Below are 23944 nucleotides of genomic sequence, written 5' to 3' on the forward strand. Positions count from 1 at the left end.
GGCGGCCCCCGCACGACACACTTGTGACCAAGGAACGCGGCCGGAACCGGCCGACGCCGCCGGAGGGGGACATCACATGCGGGACAGTCATCGGGCGGACGCCGAGCGGCTGTTGACGCGGGCCGTGGAGGAAGAGGTGCGCCGCTCGGGCGGGCGCACGGACGGCAAGGTGCTGCTGACGCGGGCGCGCGGCGCGCTGGACGCGATGGCGGAGACGGCGGCCGAGGAGTACGAGGCGTACACGCGCGCCCTGGACGAGGCGGCGGCCGGACAGCTCACCTTCCGGCAGCGCTACGCGCGCGAGGGCGCCGGGACGCCGCTGCTGGTGGCCGGGGTCGCGGGGCTGGCGGCCGTCGCCGCCGACATGGCGCTCGGGACCGGCACCGGGACGGCACTGGGCGCGGGCGTGGCCGTCGGAGTCGTCGGCGCGGCGACGACCGTGGTGAAGGTGGCCGGCTCCCATGTGCCGGCCGCCCATCACCGGGCCGGGGCGGTGAGCCAGCCGGGCGGGCCGGAGCAGCTGAGGCTGCAGTGGCTGACGGCACTGGAGGTGCGCGGCATCCGCCCCTTCCTGGACCAGCAGCGGGTGCTCGCCGCGTCCACGGGGCCGACGAAGACGGGACCCCGGCTGCGCGGCAGCGACAAGAGCGCGGCGGCCCGCGGGCGCAGCGTGCTGGAGCAGTCCTTCGGGCAGCTGCCCGAGCCACTGGGTCCCTTCGCGGGCCGGCGACAGGAGATGGCCCGGATCCGGCAGTGGGTGCAGGCGGCCCGCGCCAGTACGGAGACCCGGCCGACGGTGGTGGTGCTGCACGGGGCGTCCGGCAGCGGCCGTACGACCCTCGCGGTGCGCGCCGCGCACGAGCTCAGGGACCACTTCCGCGGGGCCTGTGTCGTCGACCTGCGCGGTGACAGCCCCGGTGAGCCCCCGCTGTCCACCCGGGACGCGCTGCTGCATCTGCTGAACCGGCTGGGGGCGCCGCGCGAACAGCTGCTGTTCCGCGAGCGGTCGTCCCCAAACCAGCAGGTCAAGCGGCTCAGCGAGCTGTACCACCAGCATCTGACCGGGATGCCGGTCACCGTGGTGCTGGACGACGCCGCCGATCCGCAGCAGGTCCGCACCCTGATTCCGGAGCGCTCCGACAGCCTGGTACTGGTCACCTCCCGCTCACCCCTCGGGCTGCCCGACGATCTGCCGGCCCGGGTGTACCAGATGCCGGTGGAGCCGCTGGACGCGGCCGGCGCGGAGGAGCTGCTCGCGACCGCCGCGCAGGACTCCTCCGGGCCGTACGACGCCGAGTCCGCCGAGCGGGTGCGGGAGCTGTGCGGAGGCCTGCCGCTGGCGCTGCGGGCCGTGGGCGCGGCCCTGGGCCCGCGCTCGCCGCTCGCACTCGCCACCGACCTGGGCGCCTACGGGCCCGTCGAGCCGGTCGAGCGGGCCCTGTGGCTGCGCTACACCGACCAGCCGGAGATCCTGCGGCGGCTGTTGCGCCGGCTCGCGCTGGCCGGCCGGGCCTCGCTGGGCGCGGCGGCCGCTGCGGCGCTCCTGGCCACCGACGAGGCCGAGGCGACCCGGCATCTGGTCGCGCTGAACCGCGCCGGGCTGATCGACCGCGTACGGCACAGCCGCTACCGGCTGCACGACCTCGTCCGCGCGTTCGCGCTGGCGCGGCTCCTCGACGAGGAGGACCCCGACGAGCGCTCGGCGGCACAGGAACGGCTGATCGTGAACTACGCCGAGCTGGCCGACTCGGTGCTCCGGCTGGTCGACGGCAACATGTCGACGCGCTCGGACCGCTTCAGCCCGTACGGCTTCACCTCGCTGGACGAGGCGCTGCGCTGGCTGGACGACGAGTCGAGCTTCATCACGGCGGCGCTGCGGCACGCGGAGGGCGTGGACCGGGGAGCGGTGCAGAACCTGCTCGGCGCGCTGTGCGACTACTGCCTGCTGCGCGGCGACCTCTACCGACTGGGCGAGATCAGCGAGCTGGCGCAGGCCGTCGACGAGGGGCTGCTGGTGCGCTCGGTGCAGTGGCGCACCGGTATCGCGGCGCGGCAGCTGGGCGAGCTGGACAAGGCGCGGACCACGCTGACGTCGGTGGTGGACCTGTACCGAGAGGCGCACCACAACGCGGGCGCGGCGCGGGCGCTGACCTCGCTCGGGATCACGCTGCACCACCAGGGAAACCTCACGGAGGCGTCGGCCAGACTGCGGGAGGCGCTGGATCTGCAGGCCGCGCCCGAGCTGGCCACGGACCGCGCCTGGACGATGCACGCGCTGGCGGCGGTGGAGCGGGACCGCGCCCGGCTGGCCGAATCACTGGACCTGCTCACCGAGTCGCTGGTGCTGCACCGCGCGGGCGAGTCCGTGCACGGGCAGGCGTGGGCGCACTTCCAGCTCGGACAGCTGAACCTGCGGATGGGCGACGTGCCGCGCGCGGAGAGCGAGCTGCGTACGGCCCTGGAGCTGTACGGCCGTACCCGCGACGCCCGCGGTGAGGCGTGGGCGCTGACGGAGCTGGCGCGCGCCCGGCTGGTGGACGGTGACGCCTCTGAGGCGGTGGAGGAGCTGCGCCGGGCCGCCGCCCGGCACCGGGACAACGAGGACGCGCGGGGCGAGGCGTGGACGCTGTACTACCTGGGCCAGGCCCTGGAGGAGACCGGTGACCTGGACCGCGCCGTGCGCGAGCTGGAACGCGCCCGCACCATGTTCTCGCGGATGCGGGACGTCTACGGCCTGGCCTGCGCCCGGCACCACTCGGCGCGGGTGACCCGGGACCAGCGGGCGGCCCGGACCGGGTCACTGCGCAACTCCGGGTTCGCCCGGCAGCTCCTCGTCGACGCGCGCGCCGACTTCCAGCGGATCGGGGTGGCGCACGGCGAGGCGTGGACCTGCCTGGAGCTGGCGGTCGTCGACGCGGGCAACGCGCGGACGCCGGGGGCCCTCGCCCTGTGCGACGAGGCAGTGTCCCTGTTCGCGTCCTACGGAGACCGGCGCGGGGAGGACTGGGCGCGCTTCCTGCGCTGCACGCTGCTGCCGTACGCGGCACCGGGCGGCACGGAGGTCGGTACGGCGGTGGCCCAGGAGGAACTGTCCCAGCTGGCCCGCGCCACCCACACCGCCCGCGACGCCAAACTGACCGACTGCGTGGAGGCCTACCGGCTCCTCCTGGAACGGGGGGTCACCCTCGAATCCGGCTGGCAGGCCTGGCACCTGGGTCTGGTCCCCAGCCGCCACGCCCGCGAGGTCATGGGCGTGCCGGTGCCGCGGTAGCTGCGGGCGGTCGTGGCGCCGTAGCTGCGGGCACTTGTGCCGCCGTAGCTGCGGGCAGTCGTGCCTCCCCCCGTGCCTGAAAGGCCTGGGAGGTGCCCCCAGGGCGGCACGGGTGGGCGCAGCGGCACCCCGCCGGCGCCGGGCTGCGCCACATCACCCGGCCCACACAGTCACCGGGTCACTCCTCAGGCACGCTTCTCCGCACCCGCACCCGCACCCGTCGCCTCGGCCTCCTCGGGCTCGGACTCCTGGAAGTCCACTCGCCCCATGTGCCGGTTCATGGACTTCATCAGCCCCCACACCGCGAGAGCCATCACCGCGAACACGATGAATCCGAGGACCCCAGGGGTCACCTTGTCCTCGTCGAGCTCCTTGGCCAGGGGCACCAGGTGGGTCATTGCCAGGCTTGCGCTTGCGCTCATGTCAGGCATTGTCCCGGATGCCCGCGAAGAGGTCGTCCTCGGGGAGGGAGGTATCCACGAGCGACTTCGCCAGCTCGTACTCCTCCGTCGGCCAGACCTCCTTCTGCAGCTCCATCGGCACCCGGAACCACCCCCCGTCCGGGTCGATCTGCGTGGCGTGCGCGATCAGCGCCTTGTCGCGGATCTCGAAGAAGTCGGCGCACGGCACATGCGTGGTGAGCGTGCGCTCCTTGCGTTCGAACTCGCTCCAGCGCTTGAGCCAGTCCCCGTACGGCGACTCCAGGCCGCGGTCCAGCATGGCCTGGTGCAGCGCCTCGGTGCGGGGACGGTTGAAGCCCTGGTTGTAGTACACCTTCATCGGCTGGTACGCCGGGCCGAACGCGTCCTCCGGGTACTTCGCGGTGTCCGCCGCGCCCTCGAACGCCACCATCGTGATCTTGTGGGTCATGATGTGATCGGGGTGCGGGTACCCCCCGTTCTCGTCGTACGTGGTGATCACCTGGGGGCGGAACGCGCGGATCCTGCGCACCAGCTCGCCGGCCGCCTTGTCGACGTCCTCCAGGGCGAAGCAGCCCTCCGGCAGCGGCGGCAGCGGGTCGCCCTCGGGCAGGCCGGAGTCGACGAAGCCGAGCCACTCCTGCTTCACGCCGAGGATCTCGCGGGCTTCGTCCATCTCCTTCTTGCGCACCTCGTGGATGTGCTCCTCGATGTACGCGTCGCCCTGCAGCTTCGGGTTGAGGATGGAGCCGCGCTCCCCGCCCGTGCAGGTCACCACCAGCACGTCCACCCCCTCGGACACGTACTTCGCCATGGTGGCCGCGCCCTTGCTCGACTCGTCGTCGGGGTGGGCGTGGACGGCCATCAGTCGCAGCTGGTCAGTCAAGACTCAATCCTCAAGTCGTCAGGCGCCCTGTGTGCGGCGGCGCAGTCGCAGGCTTCTATAGTGACCGAACCGGGGGACGAAAAATTCCGGGGTTCCGCTCCGGGGGCTGTCATGGGGACGCCGGTCCCTTCCTGCCGAGGAGACGATCATGAGTACGTCGAGCACGCGGCTGCCCGAGGGCCGCTACGGCCGCTCCTCGGACCAGCGTGCCGACCGCACCCTCAAGGCCGTCGGCGCCGTGCTGTCGGTGCTGCTGCTCGGGCTGATCGGCTGGTTCGGCTACTACTACGTCGCCCAGAACGAGATCAGCGCCGAGGTCATCGGCTTCGACGTCTCCGACGACGCGGTGAGGGTGCACCTTGAGGTGCACAAGGACGCGGGCGTCGACGGCTACTGCACGGTCCGCTCCCAGGCCGAGAACGGCGCCGAGGTGGGCCGCGCCGACTTCCGCTTCGACAAGGACGCCACGCGCGTCGACGAGGTCGTCACGCTGCGCACGACCTCCCGGGCCACCTCGGCCGAGCTCGTCGGTTGCCACGCGGAGTGATGTGGCGGGGAATACCCGGCCACTGACCTGCGCTGACAGAAGTCTGGTGGCTTATGTCCTCCCCCTGCGGGCACTGAATTGTTAGGCTCGTGGTTTCGCCCATCCTCGGAGGACCATCCTTCTTGGTAGGGCGTTGCTTTGTATTTCCCAGTACCTACGAGGAGCACCTGTGACCCAGACCAGCGAGAACGTCACCTGGCTGACCCAGGAGGCGTACAACAAGCTCAAGGACGAGCTTGAGTACCTTACTGGTCCCGCGCGCACGGAGATCGCCGCCAAGATCGCCGCCGCGCGTGAGGAGGGCGACCTGCGGGAGAACGGCGGGTACCACGCGGCCAAGGAGGAGCAGGGCAAGCAGGAACTCCGTGTGCGCCAGCTCACCCAGCTCCTCGAGAACGCCAAGGTCGGCGAGGCCCCGGCGGCCAACGGCGCCGTGGCGCCCGGCATGGTCGTGACCATCGCCTTCGACGGCGACGAGGACGACACCCTGACCTTCCTGCTCGCCTCGCGCGAGTACGCGAGCGCGGACGTGGAGACCTACTCCCCGCAGTCCCCGCTCGGCTCCGGCGTGATGGGCCACAAGGTCGGCGAGGACGCCGAGTACGAGCTGCCCAACGGCAAGACGGCCTCGGTGAAGATCCTCAAGGCGGAGCCGTACAGCGGCTGACCCGCCCCCGCGATGTCCCGACGGACCCCCGGCACCCCTTGCGGTACCGGGGGTCTCGTCATGCCGCGGCGGAGCGGTACTTGCGCACCGCGAGGGTGCGGAAGACCGCGATGATCAGGACCGAGTAGATCAGCGAGGCCCACACGGGATGCTGCATGGGCCAGGCGTCCGAGGTCGAGACCCCGGGGTTGCCGAAGAGTTCACGGCAGGCCTGGACGGTGGCGCTGAACGGGTTCCAGTCGGCGATGTGGCGCAGCCAGGGCGTCATGTTGCTGGAGTCCACGAACGCGTTCGACACGAAGGTGACCGGGAAGAGCCAGACCAGTCCGCCGGAGGTGGCCGCCTCCGGGGTGCGGACGGACAGGCCGATGACCGCGCCGATCCAGGTGAACGCGTACCCGGTCAGCAGCAGGAGCCCGAACGCGGCGAGCACCTCGCCGATGCTGGTGTGGGTGCGCCAGCCGACCAGCAGGGCGACCACGGCGAGCACGAGCAGGGTGAGCGCCGTCTGCACCAGGTCGGCGAGGGTGCGGCCGGTGAGCACCGCGCCGCGGGCCATGGGCAGGGAGCGGAAGCGGTCGATCAGCCCCTTGTGCATGTCCTCGGCGATACCCGCGCCGGCTCCGGCGGTGGCGAAGGTGACGGTCTGGGCGAAGATGCCCGCCATCAGGAACTCGCGGTACACCTCCGGGCTGGTGCTGCCGCCGATGTCCATGGAGCCGCCGAACACGTACGAGAACAGCACCACGAACATGATCGGCTGGATGAGCCCGAAGATGACGACTTCGGGGATCCGGGCCATGCGGATCAGATTGCGTTTGGCGACGACCAGGGAGTCCCTGATCGACTGGCCGATCGGGTTGCCGGGCGCCGTGACCCGTACGGCGTCGGTGACGGCACTCATGTCGCGGCCTCCTTGCCGGCGCGGTGTCCCTTGCTGTGGCCTTCGGCTTCCTGCGGGCCGTCGTCGTTCTCGTCCTCGGCTTCCGCGACATGTCCGGTGAGGGAGAGGAAGACGTCGTCGAGGGTGGGGCGGCGCAGGCCGATGTCGTCGATCTCGATGCCGTCGGCGTCGAGCTCGCGGATGATCTCGGCGAGGAGCTTGGCTCCGCCGGAGACCGGGGTGGTGATCTTGCGCATGTGTTCCTCGACCGTGGTGTCCCCCTGGCCGAGGCCCCGGAGGCTGTACTTGTCGAGGAGGGCGGATGCGGCCGGGATGTGCTCGCGGTCGTGCACCACGACCTCGACGCGCTCGCCGCCGGTACGGGCCTTGAGCTGGTCGGAGGTGCCCTGGGCGATGACCCGTCCGTGGTCGACGACCGCGATGTCGTGCGCCAGGTGGTCGGCCTCCTCCAGGTACTGCGTGGTGAGCAGCAGCGTCGTACCGCCGGAGACGAGCTGTTTGATCACCTCCCACAGTTGCTGGCGGTTGCGCGGGTCGAGGCCGGTCGTCGGCTCGTCCATGAACATCACCGGCGGTGACACGACCAGCGCGGCCGCGAGGTCCAGCCGTCGGCGCATGCCTCCGGAGTAGGTCTTCGCGGTGCGGTCGGCGGCGTCCGCCAGGTTGAACTGCTCCAGCAGTTCGTCCGCGCGGGCCTTCGCCGCCTTGGCCTTCATCTGGTAGAGCTGTCCGACCATCTGCAGGTTCTCGCGGCCGGTCAGATACTCGTCGACGGCCGCGAACTGGCCGGACAGGCCGATGGAGCGGCGGACGGCGTCGGGCTGCTTGAGCACGTCGAGACCGGCGACGACGGCCCGGCCGCTGTCGGGCCGCAGCAGCGTGGTGAGGCAGCGGACGGTGGTGGTCTTGCCCGCGCCGTTCGGCCCGAGCAGGCCCAGGACGGTGCCCTCGGGGACCTCGAGGTCGACGCCGTCCAGTGCCCTTACGTCTCCGAAGGTCTTCACGAGACCTTCGGCATAGATGGCGCCTGGCATATGAATCTCCACGTCGTCGTGATTCTTCGGGAAAGCCTAGGTTTGCGCGCCGGGATGTGCTGATGTTTTTCCGCCCGGCACGACCGCGGCACGCACGGCGGCCAGGCAATGACCCGGACAATGACGAGAGACACACCATAACGCGATGTATCGCGTCTCTCAATGCATGTACCCGAAGGAGTGACACCGCCTCCGGCGTCAGTCCATGACCGTGTAACCCGCCTCGCGCAGAGCCCGTTCGACCTCGGCGCAGTGCTCCGGACCCTTGGTCTCCAGGTGCAGCTCGACCTCCGCCTCCGTGAGCCCGAGCCGCGGATCGGTCCGTACATGGCTCACATCGAGGACGTTGGCGTCGACCACCGACAACGCCCCGAGAAGCGAGGCGAGCGCCCCCGGCCGGTCCGTCAGCCGCAGCCGAACGGCCAGGTAGCGGCCCTGCGCCGCCATGCCGTGCCGCAGCACCCGCTCCATCAGCACCGGGTCCACGTTGCCGCCGGACAGCACCGCGACGACCGGCCCCTCGAAGGCACCGGGACGGCTCAGCAGCGCCGCCACCGGGCTCGCCCCAGCCGGCTCCACGACCAGCTTGGCCCGCTCCAGGCAGAGCAGCAGCGCGGCCGACAGCTCGTCCTCGGTGACCGTGCACACCTCGTCCACCAGCTCTCCGACGATCCCGAACGGCACGTCGCCGGGACGCCCCACCTTGATCCCGTCGGCCATCGTCGCCGGGTTGCGCACCGACACCGGACGGCCGGCCGCCAGCGACGGCGGATACGCCGCCGCGCCCGCCGCCTGCACCCCGACGATCCGCACATCGGGCCGCAGCGCCTTCACCGCGACCGCGATCCCGGCGGCCAGCCCGCCCCCGCCGACCCCCACGACGATCGTGCGCACCTCGGGGCACTGCTCCAGGATCTCCAGGCCCACCGTGCCCTGGCCCGCGATGATGTCCGGGTGGTCGAACGGGTGGATGAACACCGCGCCCGTCTGTTGCGCGTACTCCGTCGCCGCGGCCAGCGTCTCGTCGACCACCTGGCCGTGCAGGCGCACCTCGGCGCCGTACTCCCGGGTCGCGCTGACCTTCGGCAGCGGGGCGCCCGTCGGCATGAACACGGTGGAACGCACCCCGAGCAGCGACGACGCCAGCGCCACGCCCTGCGCGTGGTTGCCGGCGCTCGCCGCGACGACACCGGCGGCCCGCTCCTCCGGCAGCAACCCGGCGATCCGGACGTAGGCGCCACGCAGCTTGAACGAGCCGGTCCGCTGGAGGTTCTCGCACTTCAGATGCACCGGAGCGCCCACCCGCTGGGACAGATGCCGACTGCCCTCCATCGCGGTGGTCCGGGCCACACCGGAGAGCATCTTCTGGGCGCCGCGCACATCGTCGAGGGTGACGGCCCGCAGGGAACCGGCCGTGCTGTAGCTCATGACTCCAGCATCGCAGTTCACGGAAGGCCACGACCGGTGTGACCAACCCGCGGACTCCGCTTTGCGCAGCGCCGGTACGGCCCGCCGCCCGGCCGCGTACCCTGTCCCCCAACCAGCAGCCCTCCACGAAGTGAGCCTCCGGCCATGCCCACAACACCTGAAATGTCGATGGACATGACGACGGACCTGACGGCCGTCGGTGACACGGGTCTTCTCGACACGCTGCAGCACGAGGTGGCGTTGTTCGCCCGCCGTGCCGAACAGACGCGGCTCGGCGGGGTCGGCCAGGTGCGCAACTCGATGGACCGCGCCGCGTACCTGCTGCTCAACCGCCTGGACAAGGAAGGTCCGATGGGCGTCAAGGCGCTCGCCGCGAGCATGGGGATCGACTCCTCGACGGTCACCCGTCAGGTGGCCCCGCTCGTGGACACCGGCCTGGTCAAGCGGACCTCGCACCCCGAGGACGGCCGGGCGGTCGTGCTCCAGCTGTCCCCGCGCGGGCAGTCGCGGCTGGAGGAAGTGCGTGCCTCGCGGCGTCAGTTGATGGCCGAGCTGACCCACGACTGGGCGCCGGAGGAGCGCGAGGCGTTCTGCACGCTCCTCACGCGCTTCAACGGTGCGCTGTCTTCTCGGATGTCCGTTCAGGACCGTACGGACTCCTGACCTCTGAGGGCTGCGCCCCCGGACGCGCTCCATTCGCCGCAGGGTGAATCAGCCCCTCCGGCGTTCGAGGAGCGGGGGTCCGGGGGCGGAGCCCCCGGGGGACGGGCTTGGGAAGGGGCGGCGGGGGCGGAAGAGGGCTGGAACCGTCACGCGCACGCACGGCTCTTGACCACGGGGTGCCCCCTGGCCTGATATGAGGGGAGGGAACCCCGAGGGGAGGGTGCGGCTGCATGGCACGGCATGTGTCCGAGAACGCGTCCCGCGCCCGCGAGTTCGAAGCGTACGTCGCCGGCGCGGGCGGACGGCTGCTGCACACCGCCACCCTGCTCACCGCGGAGGCACGGGACGACAACCCGCGCGCGCGGCGCCTGCTCACCCTGGCGCTGGCCCGCACGTACGCGTGCTGGGACCGGCTGCACGGCGAGGACCCCTACGACCACACCCGCCAGTACCTGGCGACCCGGTTCGCGAACAGCGCGTGGCACGAGCTCGGCGGGCTGCTCCGCTCCCGCCCTCGCCCCGGCAGTCCGCTGGCCGCGCTCAGCCCGCAGGAACGCCTGGTCCTGGTGATGCGGCTGCACGAGGGCGTCGCCGAGGAACAGACGGCGGCGCTGCTCGGACTGCCCGCCGAGCGCGTGCGGGCCATCTTCAACCGCGCGATGGCGAACGTGCTGCGCCCGCCCGGGCGCCCGTCGCCCAAGGTGGCGGGCATCGAGGCGGTGCCGTCATGAGACGGGAGCCGGCATGGCGGGGATGAGACGTGAGGAGACCGTACGGCGGATGCTGGAGCAGTCACCGCCGCCCGTGCCACCCGACCTGCATGGGGACGCCGCGCGGCGCGGCGCCCGCCTACTGCGGCGCAGGGCGCTGCTTCGCCGCGCGATGTGGCTGCTGTTGCTGGCGGTGATCGTGGCGTTCGTGGTGTGGGCGCTGACGGCCCGCCCGTGGGTGGAGCCGCCGTCGGAGACGACTCCACCGCTCACGGGCTGGTGACCGGCGCCTACCGGCCGAGCGCCTGCTGGAGGTCTTCGAGCAGGTCGTCGACGTTCTCGATGCCCACGGACAGGCGCACCAGGTCGGCGGGGACCTCGAGCGCGGAACCGGCCACCGACGCGTGCGTCATCCGCCCGGGGTGCTCGATCAGGGACTCGACGCCGCCCAGCGACTCGCCGAGCGTGAACACCTCGGCCCGGTTGCACACCTCGACGGCCGCCTCCTCACCGCCCTCCACGCGGAAGGAGACCATGCCGCCGAAGGCGCGCATCTGCTTGGCGGCGACCTCGTGCCCCGGGTGGTCCGGCAGCCCCGGGTACAGGACGCTCGTCACGCGCGGGTGACGGCTGAGCATGTCGGCGATCTTCGTGGCGTTCTCGCTGTGCCGGTCCATGCGCACCGAGAGCGTCTTGGTGCCGCGCAGCACCAGCCAGGAGTCGAAGGGGCCGGCGACCGCGCCCATCGCGTTCTGGTGGAAGGCGAGCTCCTCGCCCAGCTCCGCGTCGCCGGTGATCAGGGCGCCGCCGACGACGTCGGAGTGGCCCCCCATGTATTTGGTCAGGGAGTGCACGACGATGTCCGCGCCGAGTGCGAGCGGCTGCTGGAGGTACGGCGTGGCGAAGGTGTTGTCGACGACGAGCCGCGCGCCCGCGTCCCGGGCGACCTGGGCCACGGCGGCGATGTCGGTGATGCCGAGCAGCGGGTTGGAGGGGGTCTCCACCCAGACGACCTTGGTCTGCGGGGTGATCGCGGCCCGTACGGCGGCGGGGTCGGAGGTGTCGGCGACCGACCACTCCACGCCCCAGCGGGCGACGACCTTGGCGAAGAGGCGGAACGTGCCGCCGTAGGCGTCGTTCGGGATCACCACGTGGTCGCCCGGGCTGAGCAGCGTACGCAACAGGCAGTCCTCGGCCGCCAGTCCGGACGCGAACGCGAGACCGCGGCGGCCGCCCTCCAGGGCGGCGAGGTTCTCCTCCAGCGCGGTCCTGGTCGGATTCGCGCTGCGGCTGTACTCGTAGCCGCCGCGCAGGCCGCCGACACCGTCCTGCTTGTAGGTGGACACCTGGTAGATCGGCGGGACGACCGCTCCCGTGAGGGGGTCGGCGGTGTTGCCCGCGTGAATCGCGAGCGTCTCGAAGTGCTGACTGATGTGCCTGTCGCTCATGTGCCCGAGGGTAGTGCGCGGACGTCGCGGACGGCGGGCGCGGGCGCCCGACGGGCGGCGGGGGTACCGAACGAGTCGATGCGGGGGGTGCCGGACGGGTCGGGGCGGGGGGTGCCGGACGGGTCGGTGCGGGAGCGGGGATCGCGGGAAGTTTTCCACAGGGTCGGGCACCGGGTTGGCCAATTGTCGGCGCGGTCTGGTTCGCTTGTGACATGGAGATTCTCTGGGTCCTGATCGCGCTCGTCATGCTCGGCTTCGTGGTGTTGCCGTTCCTCCGGCGCCGGCGCGGCGCGGTGGGACTGGTCCCGCCCGGCCACCCCGACGCGGCGGACCCGGCGAACTACGGCTTCGCCCGCGAGGAGGAGCTGGACATCCGCATGCCCGGCCCCGACCAGGACCTGCTGGACGTGCTGGACCTGGTGCAGCGCACCCAGGACTACCGCGCGGCGCAGCAGCTGCTGGCCGGCACCGACGCGGAGGGCGAGCTGCGCTGGCAGCGCGTCCAGGCCTTCGCCGGCGCGGCCTCGCTGGAGCTGGCCCAGCGGCCCGGCGGGGTGAGCGAGGCGCCGGGCGGGCAGTGGCTGCGGGTGTGGCGCACCGAGGCACCCAAGGACGCGGGCGGCGCCGCGGTGCACGCCGAGTTCCTGGTGCAGCAGGCGTGGCGCACCGCGACACCCGGGACGGACGCCTTCCGGATCATCATGGAGGAGGCGAAGACAGCGTGCGGCGAGGCGGCGCTGCTGGCTCCGGGCGACCCGGTCCCGTACATCGTGGAGCTCTCCGTGGCCCGCGGACTCGGTTACTCCCAGCAGGACTTCGAGCAGGTCTGGCTGAAGATCCTCGACCGTGCCCCGGCCCACATGGGCGCGCATCTGGCCGCGCTGCAGTACTGGTGCGAGAAGTGGCACGGTTCGCGGCAGCTGGCGTACTCCTTCGCGGAGGCCGCGGCGGCGCGGGCGCCGCAGGGGTCGCTCCTCGCCGCCATGCCGCTCTTCGCGGTGTTCGAGCACCTTCCCGAGGTGACCCTGGTCGCCGGTTTCTACCAGAGCGAGGTCGTCAGCAAGGCCATCCACGGCGCGCTGCACGCGGTGCACTCGGCCCGCCCCGACGATCCGATGCTGGCGCACGTACGGCACCTGCTGGTGTTCTTCCTGGTCCGCGCGGAGCGCTGGGCGGAGGCCATGAACCAGCTCATACACATCGACGGCCACGTGGGCGCGCTGCCCTGGACGCTGTCCCCCGACCCCGCCGCCGAGTTCGCGGTCTACCGCGCCCTGGCGGTCGCCGGCTACGAGGCGAACGGCGGCAGCCCGGCCACCCTGCCGCACTGAGCCCGCGGTCCCGCCGGTGACGCGGGTTCGCAGTATCGCTTCTCCCTCACTCGTTCGAGCGGTGGGAAGGCAGGCAGGCCCGTTACGCTGACGCCTGGGATCAGAATCGCGCCCATGGGAGCAACGATGACCACCTCCGCCGCCGGGCAACCGCTCATCCCCCAACCACCGGCCACGGTTGCCGCGCTGAGGCAAGCGATCAGGCAGATCGCGCCTGCCGCCCTGCCGGCGTTCACCCGGGAACTGGACCAAGCGGCCGACCAGTCACGGCAGGGCTCCGACCTGGCACCGCTCCAGCGGTTCATCGCCCAGTGGGCCGTCTATGTGCACATCCAGCGCCGCCCTGACCTGGCAGCCGGTCTCCGCCACTGGGAGAAGATCGCTGAATCGGGCGACGCCGCGCAGGCCCGGCAGGCCGCCCACGAAATTGGGCGGATCCTGGACGAGGCCCACGCGGCCGTCGGCCTCCCGGCCCGGTGAGCGCCGACTGGCGCTGGGAGTACGACCCCGACCACGATCACGTGGCAGGCGGGCTTCCCGTTCACGTCGTGGCGGAGGTGGAGCGTCTGGCCGGCCAACTCGTCGACCTGGCCAGTACAGGTGTCGACGTCAGCGACATGGGAAACGGCCCTCGACCGGGCGGTCTGCGCCGTATGGATGCCGTCGGCGGCTGGTTCTACTTCTTGGTCGCACCACGTGACCCACTGATCATCATCGTCCGTATCATCCCCCCGTTCGAGGCGCTGTAGGCGCCGGTCTCCGCGGTGTTTCGCCCTCGGTGTGAGGCCGCCCGCCCGGCGGAACGGGCGAGACGGGTCTCACGGAGGTGGCGGGGAGGTTCCGCGGTGTCAGATCGTTGCTGTGTCGATGACGAAGCGGTAGCGGACGTCGCTGTCCAGGACGCGTTCGTAGGCCTCGTTGATCTCGGCCGCGCCGATCAGCTCGATCTCCGCGCCGATGCCGTGCGTGGCGCAGAAGTCCAGCATCTCCTGGGTCTCGGCGATGCCGCCGATCATCGACCCGGCGAGAGTCTTGCCGCCGCCGATGACCGAGAAGAGGTTCAGGGAGACGGGCTCCTCGGGGGCGCCGACGTTCGCCAGCGTGCCCTCGGTCCTCAGCAGCGACAGATAGGCGCCGAGGTCCAGCGGTGCCGACACGGTCGACACGATGAGGTCGAAGGTGCCGCGCAGGTCCTCGAAGGTCTTCGGGTCGGCGGTGGCGCGGTAGTGGTCGGCGCCCAGCTTCAGGCCGTCGTCCTTCTTGCGCAGGGACTGCGACAGCACCGTCACCTCCGCGCCCAGCGCGTGCGCGATCTTGACGCCCATGTGGCCGAGGCCGCCCATGCCGAGGATGGCGACCTTCTTGCCGGGGCCGGCGCCCCAGCGCTTCAGCGGGGAGTACGTGGTGATGCCGGCGCACAGCAGGGGCGCGGCGACGTCGAGGGCCAGGCCGTCGGGGATGCGGACGACGTAGTTCTCGTCGACCACGATCGTCTGCGCGTAGCCGCCGTAGGTGGGCTCGCCGTTCTTGTCCAGGGCGTTGTAGGTGCCGACCATGCCCCCGGTGCAGTACTGCTCCCGTCCGGCCCTGCAGTTGTCGCACTCGCGGCAGGAGTCGACCATGCAGCCGACGCCCACACGGTCGCCGACGGCGTACTTGGTGACGCCGGGGCCGACCTCGGACACGACACCGGCGATCTCGTGGCCGGGGACCATCGGGAAGATCGCCTCGCCCCATCCCTCCCGGACCTGGTGGATGTCGGAGTGACAGATGCCCGCGAACTTGATGTCGATCAGTACGTCGTGCTCGCCGACCTCCCGCCGCTCAATGGTCGTCCGCTCCAGCGGAGCCTTGGCGGCGGGTGCGGCGTAGGCAGCAACAGTGGTCATGCCGGGTTCTCCTTGTGAGGTGGTCGTGCACCCGGCTTCCTTCCGTCAGGCCGGGCACAGGCTCCAGCCTGGGACGACGGAGGCGATCCACCCAGACCCCCGCTCTGCCTACGTTCGCCGTGCGTACCACTGGCAGGGACAGGCTTTCCGGTCGTACGACCGGGAATACTGGGACGTATGGATGAGCAGCACACCGATCCGGCCGGCCCGGCGAACGGCGGTCTCGACCCGCGTGCGGAGCTCAGCGAGTTCCTGCGGACGCGGCGGGCCCGGCTGAAGCCGGAGGACGTCGGTCTGCCGGACTTCGGACGCCACCGCCGGGTCCCGGGTCTGCGCCGCGAGGAGCTGGCGCAGCTCGCCGGCGTGTCCGTGGCCTACTACACGCGCCTGGAGCAGGGCAACGGGCGGAACGTGTCGGCGGAGGTGCTGGACTCGATCGCGCGCGCACTGCGCCTCACCGACGCCGAGCGCGCCCATCTGACGCATCTGGCGAAGCCGAAGCGGCACCGGAAGCGGCAGCCGCCCCGGACGCAGCAGGTGCGCGTGGCGCTGCGGCAGCTGCTGGACTCGATGGACACGGTCCCGGCGTACGTGGTGGGCCGGCGCTCGGAGATCCTCGCCTGGAACCGGATGGCCGCGGCGCTCTTCGGGGACTGGGGCCGGATGCCGGCGCAGGAGCGGAACTGGGCGCGGCTGGTGTTCCTGAACCCGGACTACCGGGAGCTGTTCGTGGAGTGGGACCAGAAGGCGTCCGACATGGTCGCCTATCTGCGCATGGACGCGGGCTACCACCCGGAGGACCCTCAGCTGTCCGCCCTGGTCGGTGAGCTGTCGGTCAAGAGCGAGCAGTTCAGGACGCTGTGGGCCGCGCACGACGTGAAGGAGAAGAGCCACGGCGTCAAGCGGGTGAGGCACCCGCTGGTGGGTGAACTGACGCTGCTGTGGGAGTCGTTCCGCCCGGCGGCGGAGACCGAGCAGTCGCTGGTCACCTACTTCGCGGAGCCGGGCTCCCCGTCGGCGGAGGCGCTGCGGCTGCTGGCGAGCTGGGGCGCGGACGCTCGGCAGCAGGGCGCGGACGCCGCGGCCCCGTGACACGGACGACGGGACGGCCCGCCGGAAGCAGTGCTTCCGGCGGGCCGTCCCTGGATTCCGGGGTGGTCTACTTGCCGTAGTAGGCGTTGTAGAGCGAGATCGTCGACTTGTTGCCCTTCCTGTCGGCGACCTTGGCATGGAAGGAGACGGCCTTCCCCTTGGCGGGGTTCTTGAAGGTGATCCTGCCCTTCTTGACCGTGGTCTTCTTCCAGGTCTTGCCGTAGTCGTACGACACGTACACCGACAGGGACTTCAGGTTCCTGCCCTTGGCGGCACCCTCCACGGAGACCGGAACGGTGACCTTCTTACCGGCCGGCACCTTGCTGTCCAGGCCCGTGGCCGCGAGGAAGCGGACCGTGGAGGCGGGCAGCTGCTGGGAGCCGGCCGTCTTCCTGGAACGGAACGTCCAGCTCGCGTCGATCCGCGTGGACGCGGCGGCCACCTTGGCGCTCCGCTTGACCGAGGTGGTCAGCCGGTACGCGGCGTCACCCGACGGAACCTTGAACTCCCCCTCACCGAACAGCGGGTCGTCGTTGGAGCCGACCTTCTTGCCGTTGCGGTAGAGGCTGGTGGTGGCCGAGGTGTACACCGAGGAACCGGAGTGGCCCTTGCCGTCGGCGAACAGCGGAACCGTTCCGGAGATGGTGTTGCCGTCCCGGAAGATGCCGTAGTCGGAGGTGAGACGCGGCCCGAAGACGGCCGTGTTCACGGTCTCCCGGTACGTCCTGCCGGCCTTCAGGCTCTTCCCGGCGGCGATGACGTACCCGGCGTCGGAAATGGGCCAGCCGTCCTCGTCGACACCGCTCTGCTGCTCGAAGTCGAGGTCCCACCGGGCCCCGCCCACCGCGGACAGGTGCAGGGTGCGGCTGCCGGGCAGGCTCTGCGCGTGGCCGAACGAGGAGGCGCCGCTGCTTCCGGGCAGCGAGCCATAGGCGTTGACGACGCCCTTCTTGCCGCTCGCCGCCGCGCCCATGCCCACCTTCACCGTGGCGAAGTCGCCCGCCTTGTAGTGCCGGGTGTAGCCGGTGGCGAGCCTCTTCACCTTGGCGCCGACGACGGTGTCGTACTGCTCCTTGGCGCCCTTGCTGAAGTGGGCGTCCCACTGCTGGTACAGCGAGCCGCCGAGCTGCGGACCGAGGTGGGCGGAGCGGAAGTTGTCGTACGAGTCCAGCCACCAGCCGAAGGAGTGGCTGCTGTCCCTGGTCTCGACGGTGTAGTCGGCCGAGGCGAATTCGGGCTTGGCCTTCCTGTCCGCCACGGTGATGTTCACCGGCTCGGCCTTGCGGGCGTCCAGGGTGACCGTGGTGTTCCTGCCGACGTCCAGCTTCGGCTGGGCCAGCCAGTCGGCGCCCTCGTACTTCTCCGGGTCCGCGGAGACGAAGATCCCGGTGTCCAGGACGTAGCCGCCCTTGGGCACGCGGAGCGTGACGGTGCCGTCGGCGTCGTAGGGCTGGTACCACTGGTCGGCGCCCAGACCGGAGAGGCCGACCAGACCGGCGACGTAGTTGGTGGCCGGCTTGCCGGCACGGTCGAGGAACTTCAGCGTCACGTCGTACGACTGGACCTCGCGCTGCACCGCGGCCGCCGTGCGCACGGTCTGCCCGCCGCCCGTCGCGACCACGTACGCCGAGTAGGCACCGTCGACCGTGCCGCCGAGCCGGGTGTCGACGGTCAGGTCCACGGAGGCCTTGCCGCCCGCGGGGACCGTGACGGTGGTGGCGCCCAGCTCGAAGAAGCCGGCCGGGGCGGCCTTGCCCTTGGGGTTGGTGGCCGTCGACGTCAGCTTGAGCGTGACGTCCTTGCTGCCGAGGTTGCGGTAGGTGATCTGCTCGGTGACCGGCTTGTCGTCGGTGTGCGGCCACTGCTGGACACCGAAGCTCAGCGACACCGGTTCGGCGATCACGGTCTGCTTGACGGCCACGTCGACCTGGACCCGGCCCGAACCCTGTTCGAACGGCGTGTACGCGCCGCCCTTGGCGGACGCGGTGAGCGCGCCCTTCAGCTCCACGGAGGACCACGTCGGGTGCTGCTGCTTCAGGAGCGCCGCGGCGCCCGCGACATGCGGGGTCGCCATCGACGTACCAGAGATGGTCATATACCCGGCCGGCTTCTCGCCGACCTCCTTGGCGATGTCGTTGCCCTTCGCCGAGGCGGCCGTGATGTCGACGCCGGGAGCGGTGACGTCCGGCTTGACGGCGCCGTCGCCGACGCGGGGACCGGTGGAGGAGAAGTCGGCGAGCCGGTCCTTGCCGTCGACGGCGCCGACGGTGAGGGCGGCGTCCGCGCTGCCGGGCGAACCGATCGACTGCGGACCCTCGTTGCCGGCCGCGACGGCGAACAGGACGCCCTTCTCCGCGGAGAGCTTGTTGACCGCCGCCTCCAGCGGGTCGACCTCGGCCGTGTCCATGCCGCCGAGGCTCATGTTGACGACGTCGGCGCCCTGTGCGGCCGCCCACTCCATCCCGGCGAGGATGCCGGAGTCGTCACCGAAGCCGGTGTCGTCGAGGACCTTGCCGTTGAGGACCGTGGCACCGGGCGCGACGCCCTTGAACCTGCCCTTGGACTTGGCGCCCGTACCGGCCGCGATGGACGCGACATGGGTGCCGTGGCCGACCTTGTCGCCGACGGTGGGCGCGCTGGTGAAGTTCTTGGAGGCGGTCACCTGGCCCTTGAGGTCCGGGTGGGTGGCGTCGACGCCGGTGTCCAGTACGGCGATCCTGACGCCCTTGCCGTCGTAGCCGGCCGCCCAGGCCTTGGGCGTGCCGATCTGCGCCACCGAGGTGTCGAGGGAGGCCTTGCGGACCCCGTCCAGCCAGACGTGGGCGACACCGGAGGCGGTCCGGTCGCCGTTGGTGACGGCGTCCCACAGTTCGGAGGCGTCCTCGTGCGGGGTCTGCACCGCGTCCGCGTTCAGGGACTTCAGCGCCCGGCGGACCGTGCCCGCCTCACGGACGTCGGCCTTGGCGGTCTGCGCGCCGCCCTTGTAGCCGACGATGACCTTCAGGCCCCGCTTCTGGGAGCCGCGGGTCGCGGACCTGTTCAACTCGGTGATGTCGAAGAGCCGCTGGTCCAGTCTGCCGCTCGCGATCAGCCGGGCGGCGTCCACGGGTATCACCAGCGTGTGGCCGCCGGTCCTGCGGACCTGGACGGGTATGTGCTCCCGGCCTACGGCCCGCTCCAGCCCGACGACACGGCCCTTGGCGTCCACCGCCACCCGGTCACCCGTGATCAGCGTGATCCGGTGCGTGGCCTTCGCCGCGGAGGCCGCGGGCGCCGAACCGGCCGCCGCGCGCTCCCCGTTCGCCGACGCGGGGCCGGCCATGCCCGCCGCGAGCGCCACGGCCGTCGCCGTGGCGACCGTGGCCGCGCACGCCCTCTTCACTTGTCTGCGCAAGGTTCCCCCTATGCGGAGTCGCCGGGTGAAGAGCAGTCACCCGTCCAGGGGTGGTCTCGTACGCCTGCGCGCACCCCCCGGATCACGCAGTATGCCGGGGGTGATCAAGTGCCCTCAACCACTGCCGGGCCGAGGGCCGAAGTCGCCGGGTGACTGTAACGCCGACGCCGGAACTCCGTTACACAACCGCGTGGTTGGCAGTGGGGAGCGCCACGGGTGCGAAACGGCCGATGCCCCCGTCCGCTCCCGGAGGAGGGGACGAGGGCATCGGCCGGGTGGGTGGGGTGCTCCGTGTCCGGAGGGCGGCGTCAGACGGCCGAGCCCGCCTTCCACTGCTCCCAGCTCATGTTCCAGCCGTTGAGACCGTTGTCCGGGGCGATGGTCTTGTCACCGGTGTTCTGGACGACGACCACGTCACCCACGATCGAGTTGTCGTAGAACCAGGAACCGGGCGTGTTCGGGTCGCCGGCGCCCTTGGCGTCGGCCAGGCCGACGCAGCCGTGGCTGGTGTTGACGCTGCCGAAGATGGACTTGGCGCCCCAGTAGTTGCCGTGGATGAAGGTGCCGGAGGTGCTCAGACGCATGGCGTGCGGCACGTCCTTGATGTCGTACTCGCCCTTGCCGTCGTCGTCGGTGAAGCCGACCGTCGCGCCGTTCATCCGGGTCTCCTTGAACTTCTCGGAGATCACCATCTGGCCCTCGTACGTCTTGTTCTCGGGCGCGCCGGCGGAGATCGGGATGGTGCGGACGGTCTTGCCGTCCTGCGTGACCTTCATCTGCTTGGTCTTGGCGTCGACGTAGGAGACCTGGTTGCGGCCGATCTTGAAGGTGACCGTCTTCTGCTGGACACCGTAGACGCCCTCGGCGCCCTCGACACCGTCGAGCGCCAGCTTCAGCGTGACGGTGGAGCCCTCCTGCCAGTACTCGTCGGGCCGGCAGTCCATCCGGTTGGCGTTGAACCAGTGGCAGGCGACCTCCTGGCCACTGGTGGTGGAGACGGTGACGCCCTTCTGGACCGCGGCCTTGTTGGTGATCGCCTTGTCGAAGTTGATCGACACGGGCATGCCGACGCCGACCGTGGTGCCGTTGTCCGGGGTGAAGTTGCCGATGAAGCTGTTGGCCTGGGAGACCGTGGTGAACGACGCGTTCTCATGGGCGGCGAGGCCCTCGGAGTCCTCGGCGGTGGCCGTCACCTTGTAGGTGGTGGCGCGCTCGAGCTGGGCGCTGGGCTTCCAGCTCTTCTTGTCCGCGGATATCTCACCGTCGACGGCGGTGCCCTCGGAGGTGGTCATCTTCACCTCGGTGAGGGTGCCTTTGCTCACCGTGACGGCGGCGGAGTTGTTGATGGAGGCGTTCTTGGAACCGTCCTTCGGCGTGATCTTGATCTGCGCCTCGGAGGACTTCTTGGCCGCCGCCTCGTCCACCTGGGCCTGCGAGGTGTCCTTGCCGTCGCCGCCGGAGGCGCTGTCGTCACCGCCGGAACACGCCGAGAGCACCAGCACTCCGCCGAGCAGAGCGGACGCGGCCGCCAGACTCCTGCGCCGCTTACCGTCCGTCATCACACGCTTCTCCATCGTTGCCGAATCCCAACCCCACGAGTCCCCGGCGCGAAGCCGAGGGACCTCGTCCACAACCTTCAACGCTACGACCGGGTGATCCGGTTCCCCATGGCCCGGGGGTGTGGGGCTCACCACGTCCTCGGGGCGGACGGTGAGGACGCCGGTCCGTGCCCCCTGTGAGACGTCGCACCCCCGGCGGCGGTTGCCGACCGGGGTCACGATTTCCCCAAGCCGCCTCAACCCGCCCGGCCCGCCCCGTCCCCGTCGTCGTCGTAGGACTCCTCGTCGAACTCCCCGTCATCTTCCCCGTCGAGGTCCCACTCCGGCGAGTCCGGGTCGTAGTCGATCCGCTCGCTGCTCCAGGAGGCCTGCAGGAGTTCGACCCCCGGCACCTCGCCGACCAGGCTGAACGGATCGACCAGATACGCGAGGGCCTCCGCGGTGTCCTCCGTCACCACACTTTCGGCGTGTACCCGTTCCCCGTCCGGCACACCTTCCTCGTCCCTGATCCTGCGCAGCGCGGCCTTGGTCACCGCGTCCTCGTCGTCGATTTCGAGGACGAGCTCGGCACGAAGCCGTACAAACCGTGATGTCTCTGGAGTGCTCATCCCTGGAGCGTACGACCAAGGGCTCCCGTGACTTTCCTGTGACCCGCGACTTTCACTAACATCGGCCCACACGGCCAATTCGCCAGCGCCACAAGGGGATCGATATTCCGTGTCATCCGCGCTCCGTCCGTTGCTGACCGCCACCGCCGCGGGCACGCTGCTGTGCGCCCTGTGGTTCGTCCCGTCCGCGAACGCGTCGTCGGACACCCCGGCGGGGGACGCGCCTTCGGCGAGCCCCTCTCCCCAGGTCACCGAGCAGGCGAGAGTCGTGTCCGGCACCACGTCGGCGTCCCTGGAGGGCACCGGCCAGGAGGTCCGTCTCGCGGACACCGGCAGCTTCGACAGCACCCCGTACATCATCGGCGGCACGGCCTCGCTCGCCCTCGGCGCCGGCTTCGTCGTCTACTCGGTACGCCGGGAACGGCTGGACTTCTGACCGGGGCCCCGCGACGGCACGTCCCGCGGGGCCCGGCCGGGTCAGCGCAGCGGCCCGGTGACCGTCTCCACGGCGGCGACCAGCCGCCCGTCACGCACGAACGCGCCGGCCGCTTCGAGGTCGGGCGCCAGATAGCGGTCCGGTCCGGGGCCGCCGACCCCCGCCTCCCGGACGGCCTCGATGACGGCTCGCGTGGCCGGCGCCGGCGTCAGCCCTTCGCGCAGTTCGACGGCCCGCGCGGCCGCGTACAGCTCCACGGCGACGACCCGGGTGAGGTTGTCGACGGCGGTACGCAGTTTGCGTGCGGCCGACCAGCCCATCGAGACGTGGTCCTCCTGCATCGCCGAGGACGGGATCGAGTCCGCCGACGCCGGTACGGCGAGCCGCTTCAACTCGCTGACCAGGGCGGCCTGGGTGTACTGGGCGATCATCAGTCCGGAGTCGACACCGGCGTCGTCGGCGAGGAACGGCGGCAGTCCGTGGCTGCGGTTCTTGTCCAGCAGCCGGTCGGTGCGGCGCTCGGCGATGGAGGCGAGGTCGGCGACGGCGATGGCGAGGAAGTCCAGCACGTAGGCGACGGGCGCCCCGTGGAAGTTGCCGTTGGACTCCACCCGCCCGTCGGGCAGTACGACGGGATTGTCGACGGCGGAGGCGAGTTCACGCTCGGCGACCAGCCGTGCGTGGGCCAGGGTGTCGCGTCCGGCACCGGCGACCTGCGGGGCGCAGCGCACGGAGTAGGCGTCCTGGACCCGGGGGGCGTCGTCCTGGTGATGCCCCGTCAGCCCCGAGTCCTTCAGTACGGCGAGCATGTTGGCGGCGCTCGCGGCCTGACCCGGGTGCGGACGGATGGCGTGCAGCTCGGGAGCGAGCACCTTGTCGGTGCCGAGGAGGGCCTCCAGGCTGAGGGCGGCCGTGACATCGGCGGACTTGTAGAGGAGGTCCAGGTCGGCGAGGGCCATGACCAGCATGCCGAGCATGCCGTCGGTGCCGTTGAGGAGGGCGAGACCTTCCTTCTCGCGCAGTTCGACGGGGCGGATGCCGTGTTCGGCGAGCAGGTCGCCGGCCGGCCGTACGGTCCCGTCGGGGCCCTCGGCGTCCCCTTCGCCCATCAGGGTGAGGGCGCAGTGGGAGAGCGGGGCCAGGTCGCCGGAGCAGCCCAGGGAGCCGTACTCGTGGACGACCGGGGTGATCCCGGCGTTGAGCACGTCGGCCATCGTCTGCGCGACCTCGGGCCGGACTCCGGTACGGCCGGAGCAGACGGTCTTCAGCCGGAGGAACATCAGGGCGCGGACGACCTCCCGCTCCACGCGGGGCCCCATGCCGGCGGCGTGCGAACGGACGATGTTGCGCTGCAGCTGAGCGCGCAGCTCGGGGCTGATGTGCCGGGTCGCCAGGGCGCCGAAGCCGGTGCTCACCCCGTAGACGGGATCCGGCTTGGCGGCCAGGGCGTCCACGATCTCGCGGGACGCGGTGAGGGCGGCCACCGCCTCCGCGGACAGTTCGACGCGGGCACCCCCGCGCGCCACGGCGAGCACGTCGGACGCGGTCACGCCCGCTGTCCCCACCACCACAGTGTGCATATCCATATTCAGGAGCGTACGCAGTGAATTCAGCGATGTCACCCCTGGAGGCACCCCGCACCCCTTACCGATACGTCA

The 23944-nt window shown here is 71.1% G+C and carries 22 protein-coding genes; 11 read left to right on the forward strand and 11 right to left on the reverse strand.

Annotation, left to right across the window (positions count from 1 at the left end):
* Positions 1-76 precede the first annotated feature (76 nt).
* A complete protein-coding gene (locus ACZ44S_RS30735; RefSeq protein WP_466934632.1) occupies positions 77-3271 on the forward strand; it encodes a tetratricopeptide repeat protein in 3195 nt (1064 codons plus the stop codon).
* Between the two features lie 185 nt (positions 3272-3456).
* Here the strand turns inward: ACZ44S_RS30735 and ACZ44S_RS30740 are convergent, their stop codons facing one another.
* On the reverse strand, positions 3457-3702 hold the full coding sequence (locus ACZ44S_RS30740) for a hypothetical protein (protein ID WP_466934634.1): 246 nt from the start codon (positions 3700-3702) through the stop codon (positions 3457-3459).
* Complete coding sequence (mca, locus tag ACZ44S_RS30745; protein ID WP_466934637.1) at positions 3695-4576, reverse strand: mycothiol conjugate amidase Mca; 882 nt, start codon at positions 4574-4576, stop codon at positions 3695-3697. The genes ACZ44S_RS30740 and mca overlap by 8 nt, the downstream gene beginning before the upstream one ends.
* Before the next feature lie 148 nt (positions 4577-4724).
* Between mca and ACZ44S_RS30750 the strand changes: the two genes are divergently transcribed.
* Positions 4725-5123 (forward strand): DUF4307 domain-containing protein, encoded by a 399-nt coding sequence (locus ACZ44S_RS30750; RefSeq protein WP_466934640.1) that lies wholly within the window; start codon positions 4725-4727, stop codon positions 5121-5123.
* 169 nt (positions 5124-5292) lie between these two features.
* Positions 5293-5790, forward strand: a complete 498-nt coding sequence (greA, locus tag ACZ44S_RS30755) for a transcription elongation factor GreA (protein WP_466934642.1) — start codon at positions 5293-5295, stop codon at positions 5788-5790.
* A 58-nt stretch (positions 5791-5848) separates the two neighbouring features.
* On the opposite strand, the gene ACZ44S_RS30760 is transcribed toward greA, so the two are convergent.
* The 3 genes from ACZ44S_RS30760 to ilvA form a co-directional block, all read right to left on the reverse strand.
* Positions 5849-6694: an ABC transporter permease gene (locus tag ACZ44S_RS30760; protein WP_190161312.1), complete on the reverse strand. Its 846-nt coding sequence runs from the start codon at positions 6692-6694 to the stop codon at positions 5849-5851.
* A complete protein-coding gene (locus ACZ44S_RS30765) occupies positions 6691-7728 on the reverse strand; it encodes an ATP-binding cassette domain-containing protein (protein ID WP_466934645.1) in 1038 nt (345 codons plus the stop codon). The genes ACZ44S_RS30760 and ACZ44S_RS30765 overlap by 4 nt, the downstream gene beginning before the upstream one ends.
* A 198-nt stretch (positions 7729-7926) precedes the next feature.
* A complete protein-coding gene (gene ilvA / locus ACZ44S_RS30770; protein ID WP_466934648.1) occupies positions 7927-9156 on the reverse strand; it encodes a threonine ammonia-lyase in 1230 nt (409 codons plus the stop codon).
* Between the two features lie 174 nt (positions 9157-9330).
* Between ilvA and ACZ44S_RS30775 the strand changes: the two genes are divergently transcribed.
* The 3 genes from ACZ44S_RS30775 (at position 9331) to ACZ44S_RS30785 (ending at position 10812) form a co-directional block, all read left to right on the forward strand.
* The gene (locus tag ACZ44S_RS30775; protein WP_466934717.1) at positions 9331-9819 is read left to right on the forward strand and encodes a MarR family winged helix-turn-helix transcriptional regulator; all 489 of its coding nucleotides are present in this window, start codon (positions 9331-9333) and stop codon (positions 9817-9819) included.
* A gap of 230 nt (positions 9820-10049) precedes the next feature.
* Complete coding sequence (locus ACZ44S_RS30780) at positions 10050-10550, forward strand: sigma factor-like helix-turn-helix DNA-binding protein (protein ID WP_466934650.1); 501 nt, start codon at positions 10050-10052, stop codon at positions 10548-10550.
* Between the two features lie 13 nt (positions 10551-10563).
* A complete protein-coding gene (locus ACZ44S_RS30785) occupies positions 10564-10812 on the forward strand; it encodes a hypothetical protein (RefSeq protein WP_466934653.1) in 249 nt (82 codons plus the stop codon).
* 7 nt (positions 10813-10819) lie between these two features.
* Here the strand turns inward: ACZ44S_RS30785 and ACZ44S_RS30790 are convergent, their stop codons facing one another.
* A complete protein-coding gene (locus tag ACZ44S_RS30790; RefSeq protein ID WP_466934655.1) occupies positions 10820-11977 on the reverse strand; it encodes a cystathionine gamma-synthase in 1158 nt (385 codons plus the stop codon).
* A 212-nt stretch (positions 11978-12189) separates the two neighbouring features.
* Between ACZ44S_RS30790 and ACZ44S_RS30795 the strand changes: the two genes are divergently transcribed.
* The 3 genes from ACZ44S_RS30795 (at position 12190) to ACZ44S_RS30805 (ending at position 14057) form a co-directional block, all read left to right on the forward strand.
* Positions 12190-13308, forward strand: a complete 1119-nt coding sequence (locus ACZ44S_RS30795) for a hypothetical protein (RefSeq protein ID WP_466934658.1) — start codon at positions 12190-12192, stop codon at positions 13306-13308.
* A gap of 126 nt (positions 13309-13434) precedes the next feature.
* Positions 13435-13788: a DUF6247 family protein gene (locus ACZ44S_RS30800; protein ID WP_190161710.1), complete on the forward strand. Its 354-nt coding sequence runs from the start codon at positions 13435-13437 to the stop codon at positions 13786-13788.
* Positions 13785-14057, forward strand: a complete 273-nt coding sequence (locus ACZ44S_RS30805) for a hypothetical protein (RefSeq protein WP_466934660.1) — start codon at positions 13785-13787, stop codon at positions 14055-14057. The genes ACZ44S_RS30800 and ACZ44S_RS30805 overlap by 4 nt, the downstream gene beginning before the upstream one ends.
* A gap of 99 nt (positions 14058-14156) precedes the next feature.
* On the opposite strand, the gene ACZ44S_RS30810 is transcribed toward ACZ44S_RS30805, so the two are convergent.
* Positions 14157-15197 carry an NAD(P)-dependent alcohol dehydrogenase gene (locus tag ACZ44S_RS30810; RefSeq protein WP_466934663.1) on the reverse strand — a complete coding sequence of 347 codons (1041 nt, stop codon included), beginning with the start codon at positions 15195-15197 and terminating at the stop codon, positions 14157-14159.
* A gap of 177 nt (positions 15198-15374) precedes the next feature.
* Here ACZ44S_RS30810 and ACZ44S_RS30815 point away from each other — a divergent pair, with 177 nt between their 5' ends.
* A complete protein-coding gene (locus tag ACZ44S_RS30815) occupies positions 15375-16289 on the forward strand; it encodes a helix-turn-helix domain-containing protein (RefSeq protein ID WP_466934666.1) in 915 nt (304 codons plus the stop codon).
* Positions 16290-16356: 67 nt separating this feature from the next.
* Here ACZ44S_RS30815 and ACZ44S_RS30820 read toward each other — a convergent pair whose 3' ends face one another.
* The 3 genes from ACZ44S_RS30820 to ACZ44S_RS30830 form a co-directional block, all read right to left on the reverse strand.
* Positions 16357-19611: a S8 family peptidase gene (locus ACZ44S_RS30820; RefSeq protein ID WP_466934719.1), complete on the reverse strand. Its 3255-nt coding sequence runs from the start codon at positions 19609-19611 to the stop codon at positions 16357-16359.
* Between the two features lie 380 nt (positions 19612-19991).
* Positions 19992-21242 (reverse strand): L,D-transpeptidase, encoded by a 1251-nt coding sequence (locus tag ACZ44S_RS30825; RefSeq protein WP_466934668.1) that lies wholly within the window; start codon positions 21240-21242, stop codon positions 19992-19994.
* 236 nt (positions 21243-21478) lie between these two features.
* Positions 21479-21850: a hypothetical protein gene (locus tag ACZ44S_RS30830; protein ID WP_466934671.1), complete on the reverse strand. Its 372-nt coding sequence runs from the start codon at positions 21848-21850 to the stop codon at positions 21479-21481.
* Positions 21851-21959: 109 nt separating this feature from the next.
* Between ACZ44S_RS30830 and ACZ44S_RS30835 the strand changes: the two genes are divergently transcribed.
* Complete coding sequence (locus ACZ44S_RS30835; RefSeq protein ID WP_190161301.1) at positions 21960-22286, forward strand: LPXTG cell wall anchor domain-containing protein; 327 nt, start codon at positions 21960-21962, stop codon at positions 22284-22286.
* 41 nt (positions 22287-22327) lie between these two features.
* On the opposite strand, the gene hutH is transcribed toward ACZ44S_RS30835, so the two are convergent.
* Complete coding sequence (gene hutH / locus ACZ44S_RS30840; protein WP_466934722.1) at positions 22328-23866, reverse strand: histidine ammonia-lyase; 1539 nt, start codon at positions 23864-23866, stop codon at positions 22328-22330.
* Positions 23867-23944: the final 78 nt, after the last annotated feature.

This window comes from Streptomyces malachitofuscus, assembly GCF_055571035.1.

Coding starts and splice junctions, on each gene's coding strand:
- ACZ44S_RS30810 (WP_466934663.1), bottom strand. CDS start 15,197: ATGACCACTGTTGCTGCCTACGCCGCACCCGCCGCCAAGGCTCCGCTG.
- ACZ44S_RS30740 (WP_466934634.1), bottom strand. CDS start 3,702: ATGCCTGACATGAGCGCAAGCGCAAGCCTGGCAATGACCCACCTGGTG.
- ACZ44S_RS30780 (WP_466934650.1), top strand. CDS start 10,050: ATGGCACGGCATGTGTCCGAGAACGCGTCCCGCGCCCGCGAGTTCGAA.
- ilvA (WP_466934648.1), bottom strand. CDS start 9,156: ATGAGCTACAGCACGGCCGGTTCCCTGCGGGCCGTCACCCTCGACGAT.
- ACZ44S_RS30750 (WP_466934640.1), top strand. CDS start 4,725: ATGAGTACGTCGAGCACGCGGCTGCCCGAGGGCCGCTACGGCCGCTCC.
- hutH (WP_466934722.1), bottom strand. CDS start 23,866: ATGCACACTGTGGTGGTGGGGACAGCGGGCGTGACCGCGTCCGACGTG.
- ACZ44S_RS30825 (WP_466934668.1), bottom strand. CDS start 21,242: ATGACGGACGGTAAGCGGCGCAGGAGTCTGGCGGCCGCGTCCGCTCTG.
- ACZ44S_RS30765 (WP_466934645.1), bottom strand. CDS start 7,728: ATGCCAGGCGCCATCTATGCCGAAGGTCTCGTGAAGACCTTCGGAGAC.
- ACZ44S_RS30775 (WP_466934717.1), top strand. CDS start 9,331: ATGACGACGGACCTGACGGCCGTCGGTGACACGGGTCTTCTCGACACG.
- ACZ44S_RS30785 (WP_466934653.1), top strand. CDS start 10,564: ATGGCGGGGATGAGACGTGAGGAGACCGTACGGCGGATGCTGGAGCAG.
- ACZ44S_RS30830 (WP_466934671.1), bottom strand. CDS start 21,850: ATGAGCACTCCAGAGACATCACGGTTTGTACGGCTTCGTGCCGAGCTC.
- ACZ44S_RS30790 (WP_466934655.1), bottom strand. CDS start 11,977: ATGAGCGACAGGCACATCAGTCAGCACTTCGAGACGCTCGCGATTCAC.
- ACZ44S_RS30815 (WP_466934666.1), top strand. CDS start 15,375: ATGGATGAGCAGCACACCGATCCGGCCGGCCCGGCGAACGGCGGTCTC.
- ACZ44S_RS30735 (WP_466934632.1), top strand. CDS start 77: ATGCGGGACAGTCATCGGGCGGACGCCGAGCGGCTGTTGACGCGGGCC.
- ACZ44S_RS30800 (WP_190161710.1), top strand. CDS start 13,435: ATGACCACCTCCGCCGCCGGGCAACCGCTCATCCCCCAACCACCGGCC.
- ACZ44S_RS30795 (WP_466934658.1), top strand. CDS start 12,190: ATGGAGATTCTCTGGGTCCTGATCGCGCTCGTCATGCTCGGCTTCGTG.
- ACZ44S_RS30760 (WP_190161312.1), bottom strand. CDS start 6,694: ATGAGTGCCGTCACCGACGCCGTACGGGTCACGGCGCCCGGCAACCCG.
- ACZ44S_RS30820 (WP_466934719.1), bottom strand. CDS start 19,611: ATGGCCGGCCCCGCGTCGGCGAACGGGGAGCGCGCGGCGGCCGGTTCG.